General features: G+C 66.4%; 18 protein-coding genes. 13 read left to right on the forward strand and 5 right to left on the reverse strand.

What is annotated here, in order from left to right:
- Positions 1-23: 23 nt before the first annotated feature.
- The 3 genes from FBY30_RS05635 to uriH are packed head-to-tail and all read right to left on the reverse strand — an operon-like array spanning position 24 to position 3517.
- Complete coding sequence (locus FBY30_RS05635) at positions 24-986, reverse strand: ribokinase (RefSeq protein ID WP_142131803.1); 963 nt, start codon at positions 984-986, stop codon at positions 24-26.
- Complete coding sequence (uriT, locus tag FBY30_RS05640; RefSeq protein WP_142131805.1) at positions 983-2413, reverse strand: uridine transporter UriT; 1431 nt, start codon at positions 2411-2413, stop codon at positions 983-985. The genes FBY30_RS05635 and uriT overlap by 4 nt, the downstream gene beginning before the upstream one ends.
- Entirely contained in the window at positions 2414-3517 is a 1104-nt protein-coding gene (gene uriH, locus FBY30_RS05645) for a uridine-preferring nucleoside hydrolase UriH (RefSeq protein ID WP_235009349.1), read from the reverse strand. It abuts the gene before it with no gap.
- 236 nt (positions 3518-3753) lie between these two features.
- On the opposite strand from uriH, the gene FBY30_RS05650 reads away from it, so the two are divergent.
- The 13 genes from FBY30_RS05650 to FBY30_RS05710 all read left to right on the forward strand — a co-directional run bounded on the left by FBY30_RS05650 (position 3754) and on the right by FBY30_RS05710 (position 16131).
- Complete coding sequence (locus FBY30_RS05650) at positions 3754-4743, forward strand: LacI family DNA-binding transcriptional regulator (RefSeq protein ID WP_442858296.1); 990 nt, start codon at positions 3754-3756, stop codon at positions 4741-4743.
- Between the two features lie 46 nt (positions 4744-4789).
- A complete protein-coding gene (locus tag FBY30_RS05655) occupies positions 4790-5896 on the forward strand; it encodes a GTP pyrophosphokinase (RefSeq protein WP_142131809.1) in 1107 nt (368 codons plus the stop codon).
- Positions 5897-6877, forward strand: coding sequence for a homoserine dehydrogenase (locus tag FBY30_RS05660; RefSeq protein WP_142131810.1), 981 nt, complete (start codon positions 5897-5899; stop codon positions 6875-6877).
- An 85-nt stretch (positions 6878-6962) separates the two neighbouring features.
- Positions 6963-7289 carry a rhodanese-like domain-containing protein gene (locus tag FBY30_RS05665; protein ID WP_327437002.1) on the forward strand — a complete coding sequence of 109 codons (327 nt, stop codon included), beginning with the start codon at positions 6963-6965 and terminating at the stop codon, positions 7287-7289.
- 164 nt (positions 7290-7453) lie between these two features.
- Positions 7454-8152, forward strand: coding sequence for an ABC transporter ATP-binding protein (locus FBY30_RS05670; RefSeq protein ID WP_142131813.1), 699 nt, complete (start codon positions 7454-7456; stop codon positions 8150-8152).
- A complete protein-coding gene (locus tag FBY30_RS05675) occupies positions 8149-9435 on the forward strand; it encodes an ABC transporter permease (protein WP_142131815.1) in 1287 nt (428 codons plus the stop codon). The genes FBY30_RS05670 and FBY30_RS05675 overlap by 4 nt, the downstream gene beginning before the upstream one ends.
- Before the next feature lie 110 nt (positions 9436-9545).
- Complete coding sequence (locus tag FBY30_RS05680; RefSeq protein WP_142131817.1) at positions 9546-10058, forward strand: hypothetical protein; 513 nt, start codon at positions 9546-9548, stop codon at positions 10056-10058.
- 91 nt (positions 10059-10149) lie between these two features.
- Positions 10150-11202, forward strand: coding sequence for a D-2-hydroxyacid dehydrogenase (locus FBY30_RS05685; RefSeq protein ID WP_142131819.1), 1053 nt, complete (start codon positions 10150-10152; stop codon positions 11200-11202).
- Positions 11203-11219: 17 nt separating this feature from the next.
- Positions 11220-11957 (forward strand): fumarylacetoacetate hydrolase family protein, encoded by a 738-nt coding sequence (locus FBY30_RS05690; protein WP_142131821.1) that lies wholly within the window; start codon positions 11220-11222, stop codon positions 11955-11957.
- Positions 11958-12053: 96 nt separating this feature from the next.
- A complete protein-coding gene (locus FBY30_RS05695) occupies positions 12054-12851 on the forward strand; it encodes an IclR family transcriptional regulator (protein WP_142131823.1) in 798 nt (265 codons plus the stop codon).
- A 158-nt stretch (positions 12852-13009) separates the two neighbouring features.
- Positions 13010-14359 carry an MFS transporter gene (locus FBY30_RS05700; RefSeq protein WP_142131826.1) on the forward strand — a complete coding sequence of 450 codons (1350 nt, stop codon included), beginning with the start codon at positions 13010-13012 and terminating at the stop codon, positions 14357-14359.
- Entirely contained in the window at positions 14356-15279 is a 924-nt protein-coding gene (locus tag FBY30_RS05705) for an NAD(P)-dependent oxidoreductase (RefSeq protein WP_268815685.1), read from the forward strand. The genes FBY30_RS05700 and FBY30_RS05705 overlap by 4 nt, the downstream gene beginning before the upstream one ends.
- 216 nt (positions 15280-15495) lie before the next feature.
- On the forward strand, positions 15496-16131 hold the full coding sequence (locus FBY30_RS05710; protein WP_142131828.1) for an ANTAR domain-containing protein: 636 nt from the start codon (positions 15496-15498) through the stop codon (positions 16129-16131).
- 20 nt (positions 16132-16151) lie between these two features.
- Here FBY30_RS05710 and FBY30_RS05715 read toward each other — a convergent pair whose 3' ends face one another.
- Together FBY30_RS05715 and FBY30_RS05720 are read right to left on the reverse strand one after the other, a co-directional pair.
- On the reverse strand, positions 16152-17039 hold the full coding sequence (locus FBY30_RS05715) for a helix-turn-helix transcriptional regulator (RefSeq protein ID WP_235009350.1): 888 nt from the start codon (positions 17037-17039) through the stop codon (positions 16152-16154).
- Positions 17040-17070: 31 nt separating this feature from the next.
- On the reverse strand, positions 17071-19410 hold the full coding sequence (locus tag FBY30_RS05720) for a beta-galactosidase (protein WP_142131830.1): 2340 nt from the start codon (positions 19408-19410) through the stop codon (positions 17071-17073).
- Positions 19411-19412 lie beyond the last annotated feature (2 nt).

Genomic DNA, 19412 nt, shown 5'->3' on the forward strand with positions numbered 1-19412 from the left:
GGTGGGGAGCAGAGGATGGGGAACTAGGAGGTACGGAGGCGGCGTTCGACGTCGGCCGCTTCCGGATAGGCCGCCTGCGTGCCTTTGCGGGTTGTCGCCAGAGCCGCGGCAACGGAGGCGAACGCAGCGGCATCCGCGAGGGCATCGCCCGCTGCCAGCCGGACGGCAACCGCTCCAGTGAAGGCATCACCGGCTCCGGTAGTGTCCACGGCGTGCACAGTGGTGGGTTGGACAAAAGCCACCCGGGAGCCGGCAGAAGCCAGCGAGTCCAGCACCACCGAACCGTTCGCACCAAGCGTCACCAGGACCTGCTGGACCCCGTGGCCGGCGAACCGTTCCCGCACCGCGTCCCACTCAGAGGCAGCAGCGCCGGCACCGGGAACCGAAGACCCCAGGAACAGTGCGGCCTCGTGCGCATTGACCAGCAGGATGTCCGCCAACCCGGCCAGGGCCGACGGGATCTCCGCGTGAGGCGAGAGGTTCAGCAGGACCTGCGCGCCGGCGTCGTGCCCTGCCTGCGCGGCCGCCAGCACGGTGTCCATGCTGACTTCCAGGCAGAGGCTCACCACGGCGGCCCCTTCCAGGACGTCCGCGGCATCCGCCACGTCTTTCGGCGACAGCGTGCCGTTGGCACCGGCCGAGATAATGATGTTGTTCTCGCCGCGGGCATCCACGGCAATCACGGCAACACCGGTGGGCTCGGCCGACGTCCGCACGTGCCCCACATCCACGCCGGCCCCCGCCACGGACGCCTCAAGCATGGCGCCGTTGGCGTCCTCCCCCACGGCACCCACCAAGCTGACGTGCCCGCCCAAGCGCGCCGCGGCAACGGCCTGGTTGGCGCTCTTGCCGCCGGGGTTCACCACGAAGCCGTTGCCGTGCACTGTCTCACCGGGCTTCGGCAGGCGCTCACAGTAGATGGTGAGGTCGGCGTTGAGGGAGCCGACGACGACGATCCGGCCGTCGCCGGAAGCCTCCGCACTCACGCGGCCACCTCTGCTTCAACCGGCTTGGGGATCAGCAGGGACGCGGCGAACGCGGCCACGGTGAGCGCCAGGCCCACCACCACCACGGTCAGGTACGACGCCGTCGCATCGCCGAGTGCCGACGTCGCCACCAGCACGGCGGGCAGGATCAGGAAGCTCAGGCCAGCGCCCAGGTTGAAGGCGCCGGCGTTCATGCCGGGCAGGAAACCGGGGTTGCCGGCGGGCGAGAGGACGACGCCGAGTCCGTTGAGCATGATGTTGACCGTACCGGCGTACATGATGCCCAGCAAGACCGTGCCGGCGATCATCATCGGCAGGCTGTGCAGGCCAAGGAAAGCGATGACGGCGAGCGCGGCAATGCTGCCCAGCAGGCCGATCCGCAGCACCTTGGTGTAGCCGAGGACCGGTGCGAGCTTGCCGCTAAGGGGTCCCACCACCCAGCCGAGCAGGGCGTACGGGGTCAGGATGATCAGCGACATCTCGGTAGGACCGACACCGAACCCCGGCGAGGCGGCCTGCACGTAGGCGGGGACAATGCCGTTGATGACGGCGAAGATGCCGGTCATGGTCAGCGTGGTGGTGAGCAGCGGCGCCCAGGTGGCGCGCTGCCGCAGGTGCACGGTCTCCACCATGGGCTGGGCGGCGCGCTGTTCGGTGCGCCAGAAGGCGAAGAACGCGACCGCGGCCACGAGCACCAGTGCCAGGCTCAGGACCAGCACGCCTGGGTTAAATCCGCCCACCAGCTTGGCGGCTTCATTGAGGGCGGTCAGCAGGGCGCCGACGGCCACCACGATGAAGAAGACGCCAAGCCAGTCCATGCGGGTTCCAGCGGCAGGCTTGCTTTCGGCGGCCAGGAACATGATGAGGGCTGTCGCCGCGGCGGCGAGGACCACCATGAGCCAGAAGATGCTGCGGAAGCCGTAGTGCTCGGCGAAGTAGCCGCCCACGAAGGAGTCCACGCCGGCCACGCCGCCGTTGACTGCAGTAATAAGGCCCATCAGAGTGCCGTACTTGCGCGGGTTGCTGACGGCGGAGCGCAGCATGATGAGGCAGAGCGGGACGGTGGGTCCGCTGACGCCCTGGATGATGCGGCCCACGAAGAGCCACGTGATGTCGGGGGCGACGGCGGCGATCACGGAGCCCACGGCCATGAGCACCATCATGCCCACCAGCACCTTCTTACGGCCCACGATGTCGCTCAAGCGGGGCAGGAACAGGGAGAACAGCGCGGCGGCGGTGAAGAACCAGGTCTGCGAGAGGCCGATCAGGGCCTGGTCCGCCTTGAGTTCCTGGCCCATGGTCACCAGGGCGGGGCTGAGCATGGAGGCATTGAGCTGGAACGCCACGCAGGCGGCAAGCAGGGCGGTCATGAGGGCGGCAACGTTGCCGCGGCCGGTCTTGGTTTCAGTCAGGGTTGCGGTCGTCATTTACTTGACCCCTCCGGCGGTGAGGTGGGCACCTTCCGGGCGTACGACGTCGGCCGCGCCGCCTTGGGCGCGGTCTGCACCTTGGTGCCTGCCGCCGTCGTCCGCGTTGCCCGTGCTGTTTGCGTCTCCGGCTCCCGGCTCACCGATGCGGACCAGCGCGTCGGTGACGAGGTCCCAGAACCGTGCGTGGTCAAGGTCCACGGCCACGCTGGTGTGGCAGTCGGCCGGTGCGGGAGCGCGGAAGTCCGCGACGGTCATGCCCAGGGTGAGCGTGCCCGTCAGTTCGATGTTGACGGGGACCTTGCGGGTGCTGACGATGCTGGGGTCGATCACGTAGGCCACGGCGCAGGGATCGTGGACGGGCGGGAAGTCGAAGCCCTGGGCGTCCTTGTAGGTGTGGGCGAAGAAGTCCATCAGCTCGGTGACGAACTTTGCGGGCCCGGTGCCGATCGCTGCGATCTTTTCAACGACGTCCGGGGTGGCCAGGGCCTGGTGGGTGAGGTCCAGGCCCACCATGACCACGGGCCACTTCCCGTTGAAGACGATGTGCGCGGCCTCGGGGTCGATGATGATGTTGAACTCGGCCACGGCGCTCCAGTTGCCCACGTGGTAGCCGCCGCCCATGAGGACAACTTCCTTGACGCGTTCCACGATGCGCGGTTCCTTGCGGGCGGCCATGGCGATGTTGGTCAGGCCGGCGGTGGGGACGAGCGTAACGGTGCCGGGCTCGTGCGCCATGACGGTGTCGATGATGAGGTCGACGGCGTGCCGCGGGTCCAGCTCGATGGTGGACTGGGGCAGGGCGGGGCCGTCCATGCCGGAATCGCCGTGGATGTCCGGCGCGGTTTCGATGCTGCGGACCAGGGGGCGGGGGCAGCCGGCGGCGAAGGGGACGCCGGTGATGCCGGCGATGGTCCCGACGGCCAGGGCGTTGCGGGTGACTTTTTCGAGGGTCTGGTTGCCCACCACCGTGGTGACGGCCAGCAGTTCGATGTTCGGGTTGCCGTGCGCGAGCAGGAGGGCGACGGCGTCATCGTGGCCGGGGTCGCAGTCCAGGATGATCTTCCTGGGCTCTTGCTGGTTCGCTTGCGGGTTTGGTTCCACGATGTTCTCCACGTCATTGGGGCCTGCCTCGCGGCAGGGGTTTTCTGTCTTCCGGGAGCGATCATGGCAGGGTTTTGTGGTCTACGTCAAACGCTTAACGTGCGGACTGCATTGTCCCACGTCAAACGCTTGATGCCTTGCCCTTACTGGTGGCGCCACGCGGCGGCTAGGATCGGAGTATGGATTCCGGGGAACAGGTGCAGCAGCGGTCGCGGCCGCGGCGGGTGACGGCGGCGATGGTCGCCGCACGGGCCGGGGTGTCCGTGGCCACGGTATCCCTGGTGGCCAACGGCAAGACGGCGGGCCGCGTTTCCGAGGACAACATTTCCCGGGTGCGGGACGCCATCGCCGAGCTGGGCTACGTGGTGGACGGGATCGGCAGCTCACTGGCCAAAGGCGTCAGCTCCATCGTGATCCTGGTGGCCCCGGACATCTCCAACCCGTTCTTCGCCAAGGTGATCGGCGGGGTACGCGAATCCCTGGGACCCAGTTACCAGCTCCTGCTCTCCGTCACGGATTCGGGCGAGTTTCCCAAGGCCGACGACGTCCGAAAGCTCATGTCCCTTCGTCCCGCCGGGCTCTTGGTGGACGCACCGAACGCCGGCTTCCTGGCCGACCTCTCGGTGGCCGGCCCGCTGGTCCTGCTGGACGCGCCCGGCCTGGAATCCGTCGCGCCGGCCGTCAATCTCGACGTCGCCCAGGGCGCAAGGGAGCTGGCCGCCCACCTCGCCGACGCGGGTCACCGGCGCGTTGCCTACCTGGACAGCGTCACCGGAACCGAAACCTTCACCATCCGCCGGGAGGCGTTCCTGGCCGAGGCCGCAGCGCGGGGCATGTCGGTGGATGCGGACCACATGCCCGCCACCACCATCGACGTCGGTGAGGCCGCGGCCGCCTTCGCCGCAGCATGGCCGGACTGGCAGCGTGAGGGGGTGACCGCCGTCGTCTGCGCCACTGATACGCACGCCTATGGCGTCTTGCAGGAAGCACGTGTGGCCGGGGTGCGGATCCCTGGGGAGCTGGCAGTAGCCGGATTCGACGACCTGCCGTACTCCGCCACCAGCAGCCCGGGCCTGACCAGCGTTCACCTGCCGGCGGCGCTGCTGGGCCTTAAAGCCGGGGAGCAGCTGCGCCGGCTGATGGAGGGCCAGGCGCTGGAGCAGGAGGAACTGACGCTGGAGAGCTCCCTGGTGGTGCGCGGGTCCACGTCGCCCGCCGAAACGTAGGGAGTCCCAAAGGCTCCGTGTCCGACCCCGGCCTTAAGCTGGGGTTATGCCGAGTAACTGGGAAAGCCTGGACGCCCCGCTGCGCGAGTCCGTGCAGCACAACGTGGAGATCTACGAGCGCGTCCGGCCTGCCCTGAAGCTTGTCACCCGCGATGTCCTGTTGACCCTGCGGGGCATGCTGAAGGACAGCGAAGTCACGCCGCTGTTCGTCACCGGACGCACCAAGACGGTGGAGTCCTTCAAGGAAAAGATTTCCCGGACCGAGGAACCGCTGGAACCGGGCGGGCGGCGGCTGCTGAAGTTCCCGGACCCGTTCCGCACCCTGAATGACATGGTGGGCATCCGCGTCATCACCAAACTGCCGGCGGAGAATGCCGTGGTGGCCAACATCATCAAGCGGCAGCGGCAGGTGTTCGATTGCCGCGGGGACCGCGAGAAGGACATTGGCTCCATCGAGTCCGGCACCTATGGCTACTCCAGCCGGCACCTGATCCTGCGGAGCATCCAGAATGAGGCCGTCAAGGAGTACCAGCAGGTTTTCAACCCGGACGTACAACCCAACGGCAGCTACTTTTTCGAGTGCCAGATCCGCACTATCTTTGCCCATGCTTGGAGCGAGATCGAGCACGACATCCGGTTCAAGGCCGAGGACCCGCGTGCCTGGACACCGCACTTCGACCGCCAGTTCACGGCTACTGCCGCCATGCTGGAAACGGTGGAAACGGCCTTCGCGGACCTGCACGAACGCTATGAGGAAGTCCGCAGCTACTGGGACATGGACGGCGAAGGAGCCGCCCCACTCACTCCCAACCGGATCCGGGACGTCTGGCGCACCCTTCTCCCCCACGTGGACCGAAAGGTGGATGACGACTGGGGCTGGGCCGCCGAACTGCTCGCCGCGCACGGGCTCAACCAGACCATGCAGCTGGCCGGGCTGCTGAACGCCAACCGCATCACCGAGGTCCGCAAGGCCCTGGACCACCGCTACTCCCCTGGCCCCGACCGCCTCCTGGACGACCTCCTGCTGTGGCAGTACGGCACCAGCCATGTGGACCTCACCGCAGAAGCGCCCGACGTCGTCCCGCACCCCCGGCGCGACAGCCTCCTGCGGCGGCTGAGGCAGATCGAGCGGTACCGGATGACGAACAAGTAAATGTCTTTGGGCGTGCCGCTGGTCCTGTCCGGGTTCGGCCCTGTGGGGCAGGCCTTTGTTGATTCCGTCTTTGAGCAGGATCCCTTGCTACAGGTTGCTGCGGTCCGGGGTCATTCGGCAGAGGTTTTTGTTGCGCCCGGGTCCGCGGTACCTGAGCGTGCTTCATGGGCGCCGGTCCGGCCCATCGAGGAGACGCTGGCCCGGACCAATGCCGCCGTTCTGGTCCAGGCACTGCCCTCCACTCCTGGCGCTCACGCGCGGGCCCTGCATGAGGCGCTTGCTGCCCTGAGGGGCGGCGTGGATGTGGTGACGGCAACGAAGAGCCACATCCTCAGCCACTGGCGCGAGCTTGAACGTGCGGCGGAGGTAGGCGGCAGCCGCATCCGCATTTCCGGGGCCACGGGCGCGGCGCTTCCCACGGCCGACATGGCTCGCGTGGCCCTGAGGGGCATGGGGTGTAGCGCTGTGCGGGCCTGCCCCAACGGCACGTCCACCTTCATCCTGGACGAGCTGTCGGCTGGTATCGGGCTGGAGGATGCCGTGTTGGAGGCGCAGCGGCGGGGCATTGCCGAAGCAGACCCTTCCGCGGATTTATCCGGGAAGGATGCGGCCACCAAGGTGCGCTTGATCGCTGGACTCCTCTGGAACTGGGACGTGTCCGCGATTGCGGTTGAGACGGAGCCGATCGAAGCCTCTACGTCCGCCAGCGCATTGGCTGCCGCCCAACAAGGACGGCGCCTCCGCGCCGTTGCAAGCGCCTCCCTCAGCCGGCCCATGGTGGTCACTGTGCAGTTGGAAGCCGTGGCGCCCGGCGACCCGCTGTTCTCCATCAACGGTCCCGAAAAGGCGATGGTCTTCAGCTGCCCCGAGGCCGGGGACATCACGGTGCAGGGCGGCCGCTCCAGCCCGAAGGGTGCAGCGCTGGCTATGTTGAAGGATGTACTTAACCTTGCCGGGCTGAGCCGGCCAGGATTCCACTAGGAGGAAACCCCTGAAACAGCACGATATTTCCGGGACCCCTGCCATCGACCAGCTGCTGGCGGAGAGCCGCGCCGGGCTCGAGCGTGTGCACGCCTCGGATCTTGAGCGGGAGAGGGCGGCAGGTGCCCTTGTTGTGGACACGCGGCCGGCCGACCAGCGGGAGCGCGACGGTGAGTTGCCGGGAGCTGTGGTCATTGACCGCAACGTTCTCGAGTGGCGGCTCGATCCTTCCAGCCCCCACCGGCTCGAGATTGCGGATGACCCCGATCGGCGGATCGTGGTGGTCTGCAATGAGGGCTACAGCTCCAGCCTCGCCGCACACACTCTGCAGCGGCTGGGGCTGGCCCGCGCCACCGACCTCATCGGCGGATTCCAAGCCTGGGCAGCACTAGGCGGACATCCCGCTGAATGAGCAGTCCCGCTGGTGAGTTGGCAGGCTGTTCCTGCATCAGATCCTGGTCAGGTTTCGTCAAGGTTCGTCCCCTACCCTCTGTTTTGCGGTTCACCTACCGCATGTTTAGCGTGCTACTGACCGGCCGGATGGCAGGCATGGTGCCGGGCTAAAGAAGGAAACCCATGTCTGTGCCGATTTTGTCCACCCGCGATTTGACCAAGACCTATGGACGCGGCCCTGACCGTTTCGACGCCCTGAAAGGCGTGTCCCTGGATATCGACCGTGGAGACTCCGTCGCAATCGTCGGCAAGAGCGGATCCGGTAAGTCCACGCTGATGCACCTGCTGGCACTCCTGGACAGCCCGGGTGGAGGAGAAGTCCACGTTGACGGAACGAACGCCAGGACGTTGAGCGGCCGGAAGCTGAACACGTTGCGGAACCAGATGTTCGGCTTCGTCTTCCAGCAGTTTTTCCTCAACCACGCCACCAGCGTGCTGGACAATGTGGTCCTGCCACTGAAGATCGCCGGGGCGGGGGCGCGGGAGCGCCGCGCCCGGGGCATGGAAGTCCTCGAACAGCTCGAACTGGCCGACAAGGCCCGCAACAAGGCCGGGAACCTGTCCGGCGGCCAGAAGCAGCGCGTGGTCATCGCGCGCGCCTTGGCGAACAACCCGCAGGTTCTCTTCGCTGACGAACCTACCGGAAATCTCGACACCGCCACGGGCGCCATCGTCGAAGACATCCTGTTCGACCTCAACCAAAACCACGGCATCACCCTCATCACGGTGACGCACGACCATGACCTGGCCGCACGGTTCAACCGCCGCCTCTACATCCGGGACGGGCAGCTCATCACCACTGACGAGGAGCACGCGGCATGAAACCGCTTGAAACGCTGAAAACCGCCATCGCCAACAGCTTCCGCAGCAAGCTCCGCACCACCTTGACCATCCTGGCGATCTTCGTCGGAGCGTTTACCCTCACCATCACCAACGGTCTGGGCACCGGTATTTCCAACTACATCGACAGCCAGATCGCCGCCGTCGGGCCCAGCAACGCCTTCACTGTCACCAAGACTGACGTCAGCACCAGCCCGGGTTCCGGCCCGCAGAAATACGACCCCAACACCAGGGTCCTGGCCGCAGGCGGCCGACCAGGTTCAACACAGGTTGCCCTGAACCAATCCGATCTCGACGCCGTGGCCGCCATTCCCGGGATCACTGCTGTTTTCCCGGTCAGCCGGCTCAGCCCCGCCTACATTCAGTGGGACAGCCGGGACAAATACCAGCTCTCAGTCAGTCCGCTGGCAGGGGCACAGCCGCAACTGGCCTCCGGCGAAGCGCTGGACGATGCCGGCAGCCAGCCCCAGATAATCCTCCCCACCAGCTACATCGCACCGCTGGGTTTTACGGGCAGTGACCAGGCCGTGGGCCAGGATGTCACCATCGGGATCCCGGATGCCACTGGAACCATGCACACCGTCACGGCAAGGATTAATGGCGTGGAAGACAACGCCCTCCTCGGCTCCGGCGGCGCTTTCGCCAACAAGGCCCTCACCGCCGCCCTCGCGGACGCGCAAAGCACGGGAGCGCCTGCCGCGACGAAGAACACGTGGACCGCGGCGACGGCCAGCTTCTCACCGACGTCCAAAAAAGAGATCAACGACATGAAATCCCGGCTCAGCGCCGCCGGCTACTCGGCCCAGACGCTTGAGGACCGGATTGGCACCGTTAAGACCGTCATCAACGGCATCATCGGTGTCCTGGACGCCTTCGCAATCATCGCCCTCGTCGCGGCCGGATTCGGCATCGTGAACACGCTGTTGATGTCGGTACAGGAACGGACCCGGGAAATCGGCCTGATGAAGGCCATGGGCATGGGCAGCGGCTCTGTATTCGCGCTTTTCAGTACCGAGGCGGCATTCATCGGCCTGCTCGGCAGCCTCATCGGATCCGCCGCCGCCATCGGCCTGGGCACCGCCATCAGCGGCGCCCTTGCCCGGGGGCCCCTGAGCGACCTCGCCGGACTGCAGATCCTCAGCTTCGCCCCCGCACCCGTCGCCGGCGTCATCCTCCTGGTCATGGTCATCGCCTTTATCGCCGGCACGCTCCCCGCCTGGCGCGCGGCCCGACAAAACCCCATCGATTCGCTCCGCTACGAATAGCCCCAGGCAGCGGGCCATAGCCCGGACTTCAAGCATTAGCGGAAGACAGGGAGGTGTTGGACATGGGGGGACCACAAGCTCTCGCGTCCTTGGCGGTTGCAGGTGGGCGGTTGAGCGGACCCCACTTCATCGGTCTGAAGCTCGGCGTGGTCCTTCTGGCGCTGGTCTTAATCCTTCGCGTCCGTCGGCGCCTTTTGGTGCGGGTCCGCGGGCTGGGATGGCGGCGCCTGGCGATCGGCTGCGGCGCCGCGTCCACCCTCTTCTACGTTGCCTGGATCCTGTACCTGGGCGGGACGATGCCTTCCGTAACCGTCGCCTACAACTGGAACATGGCCTGGCTGGCCCTGGACGCCTTTGAAGCCCTCGCCGCGCTGCTGACCGCGGTGTTCCTCTTCAGGAACAGCACCCTGGCGGTCCTTACTGCCACGGCCTTTTCCACCAGCCTGTGCATCGACGCCCTCTTCGACGTCACCACAGCCCAGCAGGGTCCGCCACTTCTGACCGCGGTGCTGGAAGCGGTCCTGGTCGAACTTCCCTTCGCGGCGCTGTCGGCAGTCCTTGCCGCAAAACTCCTTGCCGCTACCGCACATGGGAACAACTCGAGTCCCGGCCTGGACCGCTGACCCAATTCAGGGGTTCCTGGTCAGTTCATCAGCGGCGGAACGCAAGGAAATATTGTTCACCATATAGGACGCAGCCCAGTATAGTGAACGCATGACTTCCCGGAAGACCGTGGCCATCGCCGTCCCGCTCGAAGCAGAGCTCGTGGACCGGATCCGAGCCGTTGACCCCTCCATCACCGTCCTTTACGAGCCGGACCTCCTGCCCCCGGAACGCTACCCGGCAGATCACGCAGGTAACACAGCCTTCAAACGTAGCGAGGAGCAAGAGGAACGCTACTGGACCATACTCAACAGCGCCGAAGTGCTTTACGGCTTCCCCAACGAGAGCCCTGCAGGCCTGGCCCGCATCGCCCGGGAAAACCCACGGCTGCAGTGGGTCCACGCCATGGCGGCCGGCGCGGGTGGAGCAGTCAAGGCATCCGGACTCGGCCAGGACATTCTGCAGAAGTTCAAGATCACCACCTCGGCGGGTGTGCACGCCCTGCCCCTCGCCGAGTTCGCCGCGATGGGGATCCTGAACGGGTTCAAGCGCAGCGCGGAGTTGGCACAGGATCAGCACGCCAAGGTCTGGCCTGAACTCCGGGTCCCCACCCGGCTGGTCAACGGATCGAACCTGGTTATCACCGGACTTGGCGAAATAGGCCTGGAAACCGCCCGGATCGCCAGGGCTCTCGGTATGAACGTCAGCGGCACCAAGCGGACCGTGGAGCCCATTGACGGTATCGACCAGGTTGTGGACAACGAAGGCCTCCCCTCCCTCCTGGCCACGGCAGACGCCGTCGTCAATACCCTGCCCGGCACCGCCTACACGGAAAAGCTGTTCAACCGCGGGGTGTTTGCCGCCATGAAGCCGGGAACCACCTTCGTCAACGTGGGCCGCGGAACCGTGGTGGACGAGGACGCCCTGCTGGAGGCACTGGACAACGGCCAGGTGGGATACGCCTGCCTGGACGTCTTCGCCGTCGAACCGCTGCCACAGGACAGCCCCCTGTGGAACCATCCCAAGGTCATGGTCTCGCCCCACACCTCAGCCCTCAGCGCCGCCGAGAACCGGCTCATCACCGAACGGTTCTGCAGCAACCTCCGTACCTTCCTCGACGGCGGGGATCTCCCCCACCTCGTGGACACGGTGCATTTCTACTAAAACGAGGCGGAGAGCCGATGCGCATCGCCAGAATCAAGACCGCAGAAGGTGCCCGGCACGCAGTGGAACGGGACGGCAGATGGCACCACATCGTCAACCCCTTCGAGGAGCCCTTTCAGTACACCGGCGGCACCACCGCGGACAGCGAAGCCGCATTCCTGGCCCCGGTGGAACCCAAGGTAGTGCTCGGCATCGGCCACAACCGGACGCTGAATGACCACCCCCTGCCCATCCAGGCGTGGCACAAGTCGGTTCATACCGTGGCCGGACCCGGCGATGCCATCGGCGCGGTCCGGGATCAGGGGACGGTCAACGCGGAGGGTGAGCTCGCCGTCGTCATCGGCAGGACGGCAGCAAACCTGACCGCGGAGAACGCGCTGGAGCATGTCTTCGGCTATACCTGCGTCAACGACGTCACCAACGTGGACCAAAATCTGGTGGATGAGCGGAACTTCCAGGGCAAGTCCGGGGTCAATTACACGCCCCTGGGCCCCTGGATCGAAACCGGACTCGCCGATCCTGAGCAGGTGGCCATCGACGTCTACGTCAACGGGACGGCCAAGGCCACCTCCGGGACGTTCAACCTGCCCTCAACCGTGGTGGACTGCCTCATCTACGTCACGTCGTGGTTGACCCTCGAAGCCGGCGACGTGGTGATGACCGGTGCCCCCGCCACTGTCGTTCCCATCGAACCCGGAGACCGGGTGGACATCGTGGTGGAGGGCATCGGCACCCTCAGCAGCGCAGTGGGCTGACAGCAGGCACCGAGGCCGCCCGAGCACACTTATGATGGATTGCGTTCAGTTGACTGAACGATCAGCACAGTCTGCCCCGGCGACCTAAGGAGAATCATGGCCGATTCCCATGCCCCCGCTTCATCTGAAAAGCCGGGAGCGACCTCTCCGGCGCCGGCAGTCACCCGGGCAGCAGCGGTACTCGACGCCCTCGCTGCCTCAGCTACCGGCCGGCTCACGCTGAGCGACCTTTCCCGCGAAGTGGGGATACCAAAATCCTCCACCTCCAACCTCCTGCTGGCGCTGGAAGAGGCCCGGCTGATCAGCCGGCAGGGCGCGGAGTTCACCCTGGGCCGCAAGCTGGTGGAGCTGGGCGCCGCCTACCTTGGCCGGATGGATGAGGTGCAGGAGTTTTACCGGTACTGCGAGCAGGCCTCCGTCCTGTCCCGGGAGACGGTGCGGATCGCCATGCTGGATGGCACCAACGTCATTTACCTTGCCCGGTATGAGGGCCACCCCGCGGTGCGGCTTACGTCCAATATCGGCGACAAGATGCCCGTGTCCCTTTGCGCCGTGGGCAAGGCCTTGATCGCGCGGCTGCGCGACCATGACCTGGAGGAGATGTTCCCGGACGACGCCGAGCTGCCGGTGCTCACCCCCAAATCCCTGCGCACGGGCAGGGAACTGAAGGCGCAGCTGAAGGACATCCGCGAGCAGGGCTTTGCCTTCGAGGATGAGGAATCCACCACCGGCGTGGTGTGCCTTGCCGTCTCCGTTCCCACCCGCGGCGCCCACGGCCCCAGCCTGGGCCTGTCCGTGACCGCCCTCAAGGCGACCTACACCCCCGAGCAGGGCTCCCAGATGGTCAAGGAACTGCAGGAGCTTGCCCATTCCTTGGGCAACCCGATGGGCTAAGGACCGCACTGGCCCCCGCCGTCCCGTAATCCAAAATCGAAAACTGTTGCCACCCGTTCAGGATGCTGTATTGTGTTCAGCATAGTGACCGGCACAACAGGTGTTGTCGCTATCCCACCAGGCCAACGGGGGCCTGGAGTGTATTAGAGGGAGTTCTCGTGACAACTCGTACTAACTCACCGCAGGCCACTACGGACGGCGCCGTCGTCGATCCGGACCAGCTGCGAAGGGCAACACTTGCCAGCTCCGTGGGTTCCGCCCTGGAGTACTACGACTTCTACATCTACGGCCTGGCCTCGGCCCTGATCTTCGGGCCGCTGTTCTTTGCGCCGCTCGGAGAAAGCGGAGCGGTCATCGCCTCCTTTGCCACCTACGGCGTCGGATTCGCCGCCCGGCCCTTCGGGGGCGTGGTGTTCGGCCACATCGGCGACCGCTTCGGCCGCAAAATGGTGCTGATCCTGACCATCGGCCTCATGGGCCTGTCCAGCTGCGCCATCGGCCTCCTGCCCACCTTCGACCAGGCGGGCATGCTCGGCGCGGTACTCCTGGTGACGCTGCGCATCCTGCAGGGCCTGGGCGCCGGCGCCGAGCAGGCAGGCGCTACCACCCTCATCTCAGAGGTGGCCCCGCGCCGCCGTCGTGGTTTCTTTGCCTCCCTGCCGTTCGTTGGCATCCAGCTGGGCACCCTCCTGGGCGCCGGAACCTTCGCCCTGATGGCCCTGGCGGACAAGCAGGTCCTGCAGGGCTGGCTGTGGCGCGTTCCGTTCCTGGCCAGCGTCATCCTGATCGCCATAGCGATCTTCATCAGGTTGCGCCTCAAGGAGACCCCGGTCTTCCAGGAACTGGAGAAGCACAAAGCCGTGGTCAAGAACCCGGTGGGCCAGATCTGGAAGCACTCCAAAAAGAACGTACTGGTCGGCATCGGCCTCCGCATGGGAGAAAACGGAAACTCCTCGATCTACTCGGCGCTGCTGGTGTCCTTCATCAGCATGCCGGCCGGCGTCTTCCCCGGCGACAAGTTCATCGGCCCCACCGGCCTGCTGATTGCCGCGGGCTTTGCAGCGGTGCTGGTGGTTGCCTTCGGCGCCCTGTCCGACCGATTCGGCCGGGTTCCCGTGTACCGCTACGGCGCGCTCTTCCAGGCCGTCATCGCCCTGCCGGCCTTCTACCTGGTCACGCTCGGCAACGTCGCCCTGGTCTGGGTGGTCATGGTGGTGGGCATCGCCCTGGGCGTGCAGGCCATGCTCGGCCCGCAGTGCGCCCTGCTCCCGGAACTGTTCGGCTCCCAGCACCGCTTCACCGGCGTGGCCCTTAGCCGTGAGCTCTCCGCGGTGCTCGCCGGAGGCTTCGCCCCGATGATCGGCGTTGCACTGCTGGCGGCCACCAACCATTCCTGGCTGGTGCCGGCGCTCTACTCGCTGGTCCTGGCAGGCATCTCCTTCGTCACCACGTTCTTCACCCCGGAAACCAACGGCCGCGACTTGGTGGTCGTGGAGGACGCCAGGTGAACAACGGCAACGACGCCCTGGGGAATCCCGCGCCCAATCGCGCGGGATTCGTCGGGCTGGGGCTGATGGGGGCACCGATGGCCGCCAACCTGCTCAAGGCCGGGTGGCAGGTCAAGGGGTGGAACCGCTCCCCCGCCGCCGTCCGGGAACTTGAGGAGCTGGGCGGAACCGGCGTGGACAAGGTGGCAGACCTGCGTGACGAACCCTTCGTGATCTTCATGCTCCCCGACCTTCCATTCATCGAAGAGGCCGCGGCGGGGCTCCTTGAATCGTGGCGGGACGTACCGCCCACCCCGGGAACGCTGGTAGTCGTGATGAGCAGCGTCTCGCCGGCGGGGGTCCGCGCGTTCGGCCTCGCCGTGGCGGACGCCAGCGGTGGAAACGCGTCGGTGCTCGACGCACCGGTCAGCGGCGGAACCGACGGCGCACGGCGGGGAACCCTGGCCATCATGGCCGGCGGGTCCCCCGGGGACTTCGAGCTGGCACGCCGGGTCCTGGAGGCTATGGGCACCTCGGTCCGGCGGCTCGGGGACCTGGGCGCGGGCTCGCTGGCCAAGGCCTGCAACCAGCTGATTGTCGGAACCACGACGGCGGCACTCGCCGAAGCTGCCGAACTCGCCGAACGTTCCGGGCTGGACGTCCACGCCCTCTTTGAGGTCCTGTCCGGAGGCCTTGCGGCCAGCAGGGTTCTGGAGCTCGTGGGGCCCCGGCTGGCGGCGAAGGACTACACGCCGACCGGGCCGGCGAAGTTCATGCACAAGGACCTGTCGTTTGTGCTGGACAGCGCCGGCACTGCCGGGACGGCCGCACCCATGGCTTCGGCCGGCGTCGACCTCTATGCGGAACTGGTGGCGCAGGGCCTCGGCGACCTGGACCTGGCCGCCGTGCGGCAGGCCATCGCCAACATGGGCACCACGTGACCTGGCTCTGACATCACGCCTTCCCCTTGGCCTGACTGCCACCCGCAGGCAACTGGCAGCCATTTTCGGTGACGGCAAGGTGGGCGCGGTCTCTTTCGACATCACTGCCGAGGACCAGGTGCGCTGACAGGAAAGCTAACTGGCATATCAAGTGCTATATTGCTTTCAGGCCGGGCAGGGGGTAGCCCGCGTACGGCACGTAAGAATGGCCCTTTATTGACACCCACCAGCAAGTACCCAGGACCCAAGCCAGGGAGGGTCCCCCATAGCGACTTCCTCGATTGCCCCACCGGGCTTGTCGAGTACTACTTCGAGGACGGCATCTTCCGCTGGTCTGACGGGCTCTACCGGATGTACGGGTATGAGCGGGGCGAGGTGGTCCCTTCCATGGAAATGGTCCTGCCGCACGTCGAGCCCGAAGACCGGCCAAGGGTCCTGGCATACTGGGACCACGTCTCCAAGCACGGCGGACCGTCGTCCATCTACGTGTCCATCCGGGACCGCAAGGACCGCCAGCACAAGTTGCTGTACTCAGCGGACTACATCATGGACGGCACCACTCCCATCGGAGTCTGGGGCGTGGTTGTGGACCTCACCACCTCGATCCATACTGACCGGCACCAGCTCGCCACCGAGGCCGTGGCCGCCTCCGCAGTAAACCGCGCGGCCATCGAGCAGGCCAAGGGCATCCTGATGGGGCGTACCGGCATCACCGCGGACGAGGCCTACGGGCTCATGAGCCAGCTGAGCCAGGATACGAACCGTAAGGTTTACGCAATCGCGCAGGAGATCATCGAACGCACCACCGTCGGGGCCGGAGACCAGGGCAACCAGGACCATCCCCTGCTCTAGCTGCAGGACCGCCGGATGACCTACCCTTTCCGCTCCGCACGGTAAGCACTGGGGCTGACTCCATGCAGGCGCCTGAACTGGCGGGAGAAGTAGAACTGGTCCGGCAGGCCCACATCCCGGCCCACCTGTGCGATGGTCAGGTCGGTAGTATCCAGCAGATGACGTGCCCTTGCCATCTTCAGGGCCGAGTGGTGGGCCAGCACTCCCCCACCGGTTGCCTCGCGGAACAGCTTGCTGAGGTGCGACGACGACACCCCCACCAGGGCGGCAAGCTCAGCCAGACGGATGGTCCCGTCCGCCCGTTCCTCCAGGTAGTTCATGGCCTGCTGCAGCGGCGTCCCCTTCTCCGGCACGCGGCGGTCCACGGCCAGGGTGGCCAGCAGCTTCCACGCCATCCCCGCCGTGGCCACCAGCCGCGCGGGTGACTGGTCCTTCTCCAGCGCCGTGATGATCTCATCCAACATGGCCGTCAACCGGTCCACAGCGAGCAGCGGAATAATGGGCCGATCGGGGCGTATCCCGGCCTCAGCAACCAGCTCGGCGACATCGCTTCCCCGAACGTGGCACCACCAGATCGTCCATGGATCATCTGTCGCGGCACCGTACGCATGCGCCTGGCCGGTTCCGCCGGGAAGGACGACGGCGGATCCCTTGCCTACGTCGGTCCGGGCGCCGGCGGTTTCCACCCACCCCCGTCCGGCGGCGCAGAGGATGATGATGGTCTCCTCGACACCGCACGGACGGTAGCGTCCGTGGTCCTGCGCGGCCGGGAAGACGCCGGCGTCCGTGACCATGAGGTGCCGGGTGATGGGACGGCCGAGCGCCTCATGGACCAGCGGGCGCGGCACCACCACCAGCCGCTGGTTGGCGAATCCGTGCGCCCGCTCCACATCCGCTCCCTCCGTCACGAAATGTCCATCCTATGCCGGAGGGGGTGCATCAGGCGCGGGCTTCCCGCCATGCAATCCAATGCACCAGCTGGACGCCGTCCAGGGCGAGCAGGTCACCGTCCACGGCGTCCCTTCGGAGCTGGGCCGGTGCGGGTATCCCCACCTTGGCTGCCTTGGGCAGCGGAAGGATGTGAAGGACGACGTCGGACCCTGGCTGGATGCCCAAGGCACTGGTTTCGAGGATCCACGGGGAGCCGTCCCAGAAGCGGTCGGCCACCACGCGGCCGTCCACCACAAGGCGGGCGACGTCGCCCGCCCAGGCGAGCTCCAGCTCTGTCAGCCCGTCCCCGGTGCCAGGTTCCGCCGTCGGAAGTTCAAGCCGGTACACCGCCGCATGTTCATTGATAACTTCACCATCCGGGGCTGCTGCGCGTCCGGCCAGCGAGCCGAAGGAGGCAGGAACGGGCTGCGCGGCGCGGACAAGTTCCACCGGTACCGCCTGGCGTGCGGGCTCCAGGGCTTCCGCTTCGACAGCCAGGTCAACAAAGCGTCCATCCTCCGCGGAGTACCGCCAGACCACGGGCATCCCCAATGATCTTCCCGCCAGCCGCCCTTGATCATCAACCCAGAGCGGGTCCGCGGACAGCATCAGCTCGCGGCCACGCGGGGTATCCAGGACCCATGCCTCTTCGGCCAGCGCGGCGGGCAGCACCAGGATTTGCACCGGGCCTGTGGGCGTTGCAGCGGTCAGCGTCACCGGGGCAGAGGTGTCAATACCATAGGCGTTGCCGCCGAGCGCAGTTGCGGGACCCTCCAGCACCGTCCCCTCCTGGAAACACAGCTGGGATTCGATCCCCTCTTCCGCAGCAAGCACCAGGATGGGCGAAGCTGCAGCATCAAGAACGGTCAGTGGCGTCGCCGTGGCCCACAGCAGCCGGGCATCCCCTACCGCCAGGTTCACCGGCCATGCCCCGATGGTGCCGGCGGGAATGTCCGCAGGCGTGCCAGGAAACGTCACGGTTTCCCCGTTCAGTTTTAACTGGAACTGCGCGCCTGCATATTCCTGAAGTGGAATATGCGGCTGATGCCATGTGATGAAGACAAACCCGGACTCACCGTCCGACCGCAGCGCCCACCGCAGGGTCTCCGAATCCTCCACTCGGGGCGGAACGTGGTCCGGAAACGTGGACGGCATGCCTGCCAGCCGCTCCCCGAACGCGGCCAGGAACGCATGCTGCCGGCGCAGCAGCCCGAAGCTCGGCGCCAGCCGGCCGGAAGCACCGATCGGAGCGTGGAAGTCGTAGTCGAATTCGGGAAGATCGTTGGGGTAACCCGTGGCCTGCGATTCCTGGAGGCTGGGGGCAGGGTTCGTCCCGCCGGCGAACATGTAGTACCCCTGCCAGCCGGATCCGCTGCCAATCTTGTTGTTCGCCACCGCCGCTACGTCCTTGGCCTGGGGCCATGGCCGGCGTTGGTAGGCCGTGGCCATGCCGCCGGTCAGCTCGCAGGTTGCCGGTGGATAGAGATCGGATGGGGACCGTGGAGCGGAGGCCTCCGCACTGGAAAAGTGCTCGCGCAAATCGGCGCCGATCCCGGGATCGTCCCACTGGTGGCTGAAGAAGTAGTGCTGCCGGAAGGTGGGGTCCCAGGGAGCGTCGGCGTCCACCCAGAAGCCGTCGCCGTAGCCGCCGAAGACCGGCAGCACCTCTTCCAAGGGAAGATCGGCGCCGCCCCACGCCGTAGCTGTCCAGATCGGGGCAGCGAGCCCTGCCGCCCGGGCCAGCTTCTTCAGCTCCACGATGTGGCGGGGCTGGTCGTAGAGCTCGTTTTCCAGCTGGATACCGATGACGTTGCTGTCCGGCCCGGTGAGGCCCTTCAGCTGGACACCAATAATGTTGAACCAGCGCTCCACCAACGCCAGGTACGCGGGATCGTTGGTACGGTGCCCGACGTCCGCCGCCTGGACCCAGTCCGGAAAGCCGCCGTTGCGGACCTCCCCGTGGGCCCACGGCCCGATGCGCAGGACCACGTCCAGCCCCAGGGACGCGCACAGCCGGACAAAGGCGGCCACATCCAGGTTGCCATCGAAGCGTGGCTTCCCCTGCACCGGCTCGTGGTGGATCCAGAAGACGTAGCAGGCCACCACGGTGATACCGCCGGCCTTCATCAGCCGAAGCCGGTCCTCCCATCGGCTCCGGGGAAGCCTGCTGAAGTGGATTTCGCCGGACACCGGGATCGCCGGCCGGCCGTCACATTCCAGGTAGTGGCTGGTGAGCCGCCACCGGTTGTGCACGTCCCCGCTGTTGCTCATGGCAGGCAGCCGCAGCGGCGCGGCAAAAGACCGGTGGACGGCGGTCAGCAGCTCAAGGGCTGTCTCTTGGGCAGTCATTG

It is taken from the genome of Arthrobacter sp. SLBN-83, from assembly GCF_006715285.1.
Taxonomy (GTDB): domain Bacteria; phylum Actinomycetota; class Actinomycetes; order Actinomycetales; family Micrococcaceae; genus Arthrobacter.

Bases quoted from the DNA above. Each gene is read 5' to 3' on its own strand.
- FBY30_RS05670 (WP_142131813.1), top strand. From the start codon at position 7,454: ATGTCTGTGCCGATTTTGTCCACCCGCGATTTGACCAAGACCTATGGA.
- FBY30_RS05660 (WP_142131810.1), top strand. From the start codon at position 5,897: ATGTCTTTGGGCGTGCCGCTGGTCCTGTCCGGGTTCGGCCCTGTGGGG.
- FBY30_RS05720 (WP_142131830.1), bottom strand. From the start codon at position 19,410: ATGACTGCCCAAGAGACAGCCCTTGAGCTGCTGACCGCCGTCCACCGG.
- uriT (WP_142131805.1), bottom strand. From the start codon at position 2,413: ATGACGACCGCAACCCTGACTGAAACCAAGACCGGCCGCGGCAACGTT.
- FBY30_RS05695 (WP_142131823.1), top strand. From the start codon at position 12,054: ATGGCCGATTCCCATGCCCCCGCTTCATCTGAAAAGCCGGGAGCGACC.
- FBY30_RS05685 (WP_142131819.1), top strand. From the start codon at position 10,150: ATGACTTCCCGGAAGACCGTGGCCATCGCCGTCCCGCTCGAAGCAGAG.
- FBY30_RS05650 (WP_442858296.1), top strand. From the start codon at position 3,754: ATGGTCGCCGCACGGGCCGGGGTGTCCGTGGCCACGGTATCCCTGGTG.
- FBY30_RS05675 (WP_142131815.1), top strand. From the start codon at position 8,149: ATGAAACCGCTTGAAACGCTGAAAACCGCCATCGCCAACAGCTTCCGC.
- FBY30_RS05655 (WP_142131809.1), top strand. From the start codon at position 4,790: ATGCCGAGTAACTGGGAAAGCCTGGACGCCCCGCTGCGCGAGTCCGTG.
- FBY30_RS05690 (WP_142131821.1), top strand. From the start codon at position 11,220: ATGCGCATCGCCAGAATCAAGACCGCAGAAGGTGCCCGGCACGCAGTG.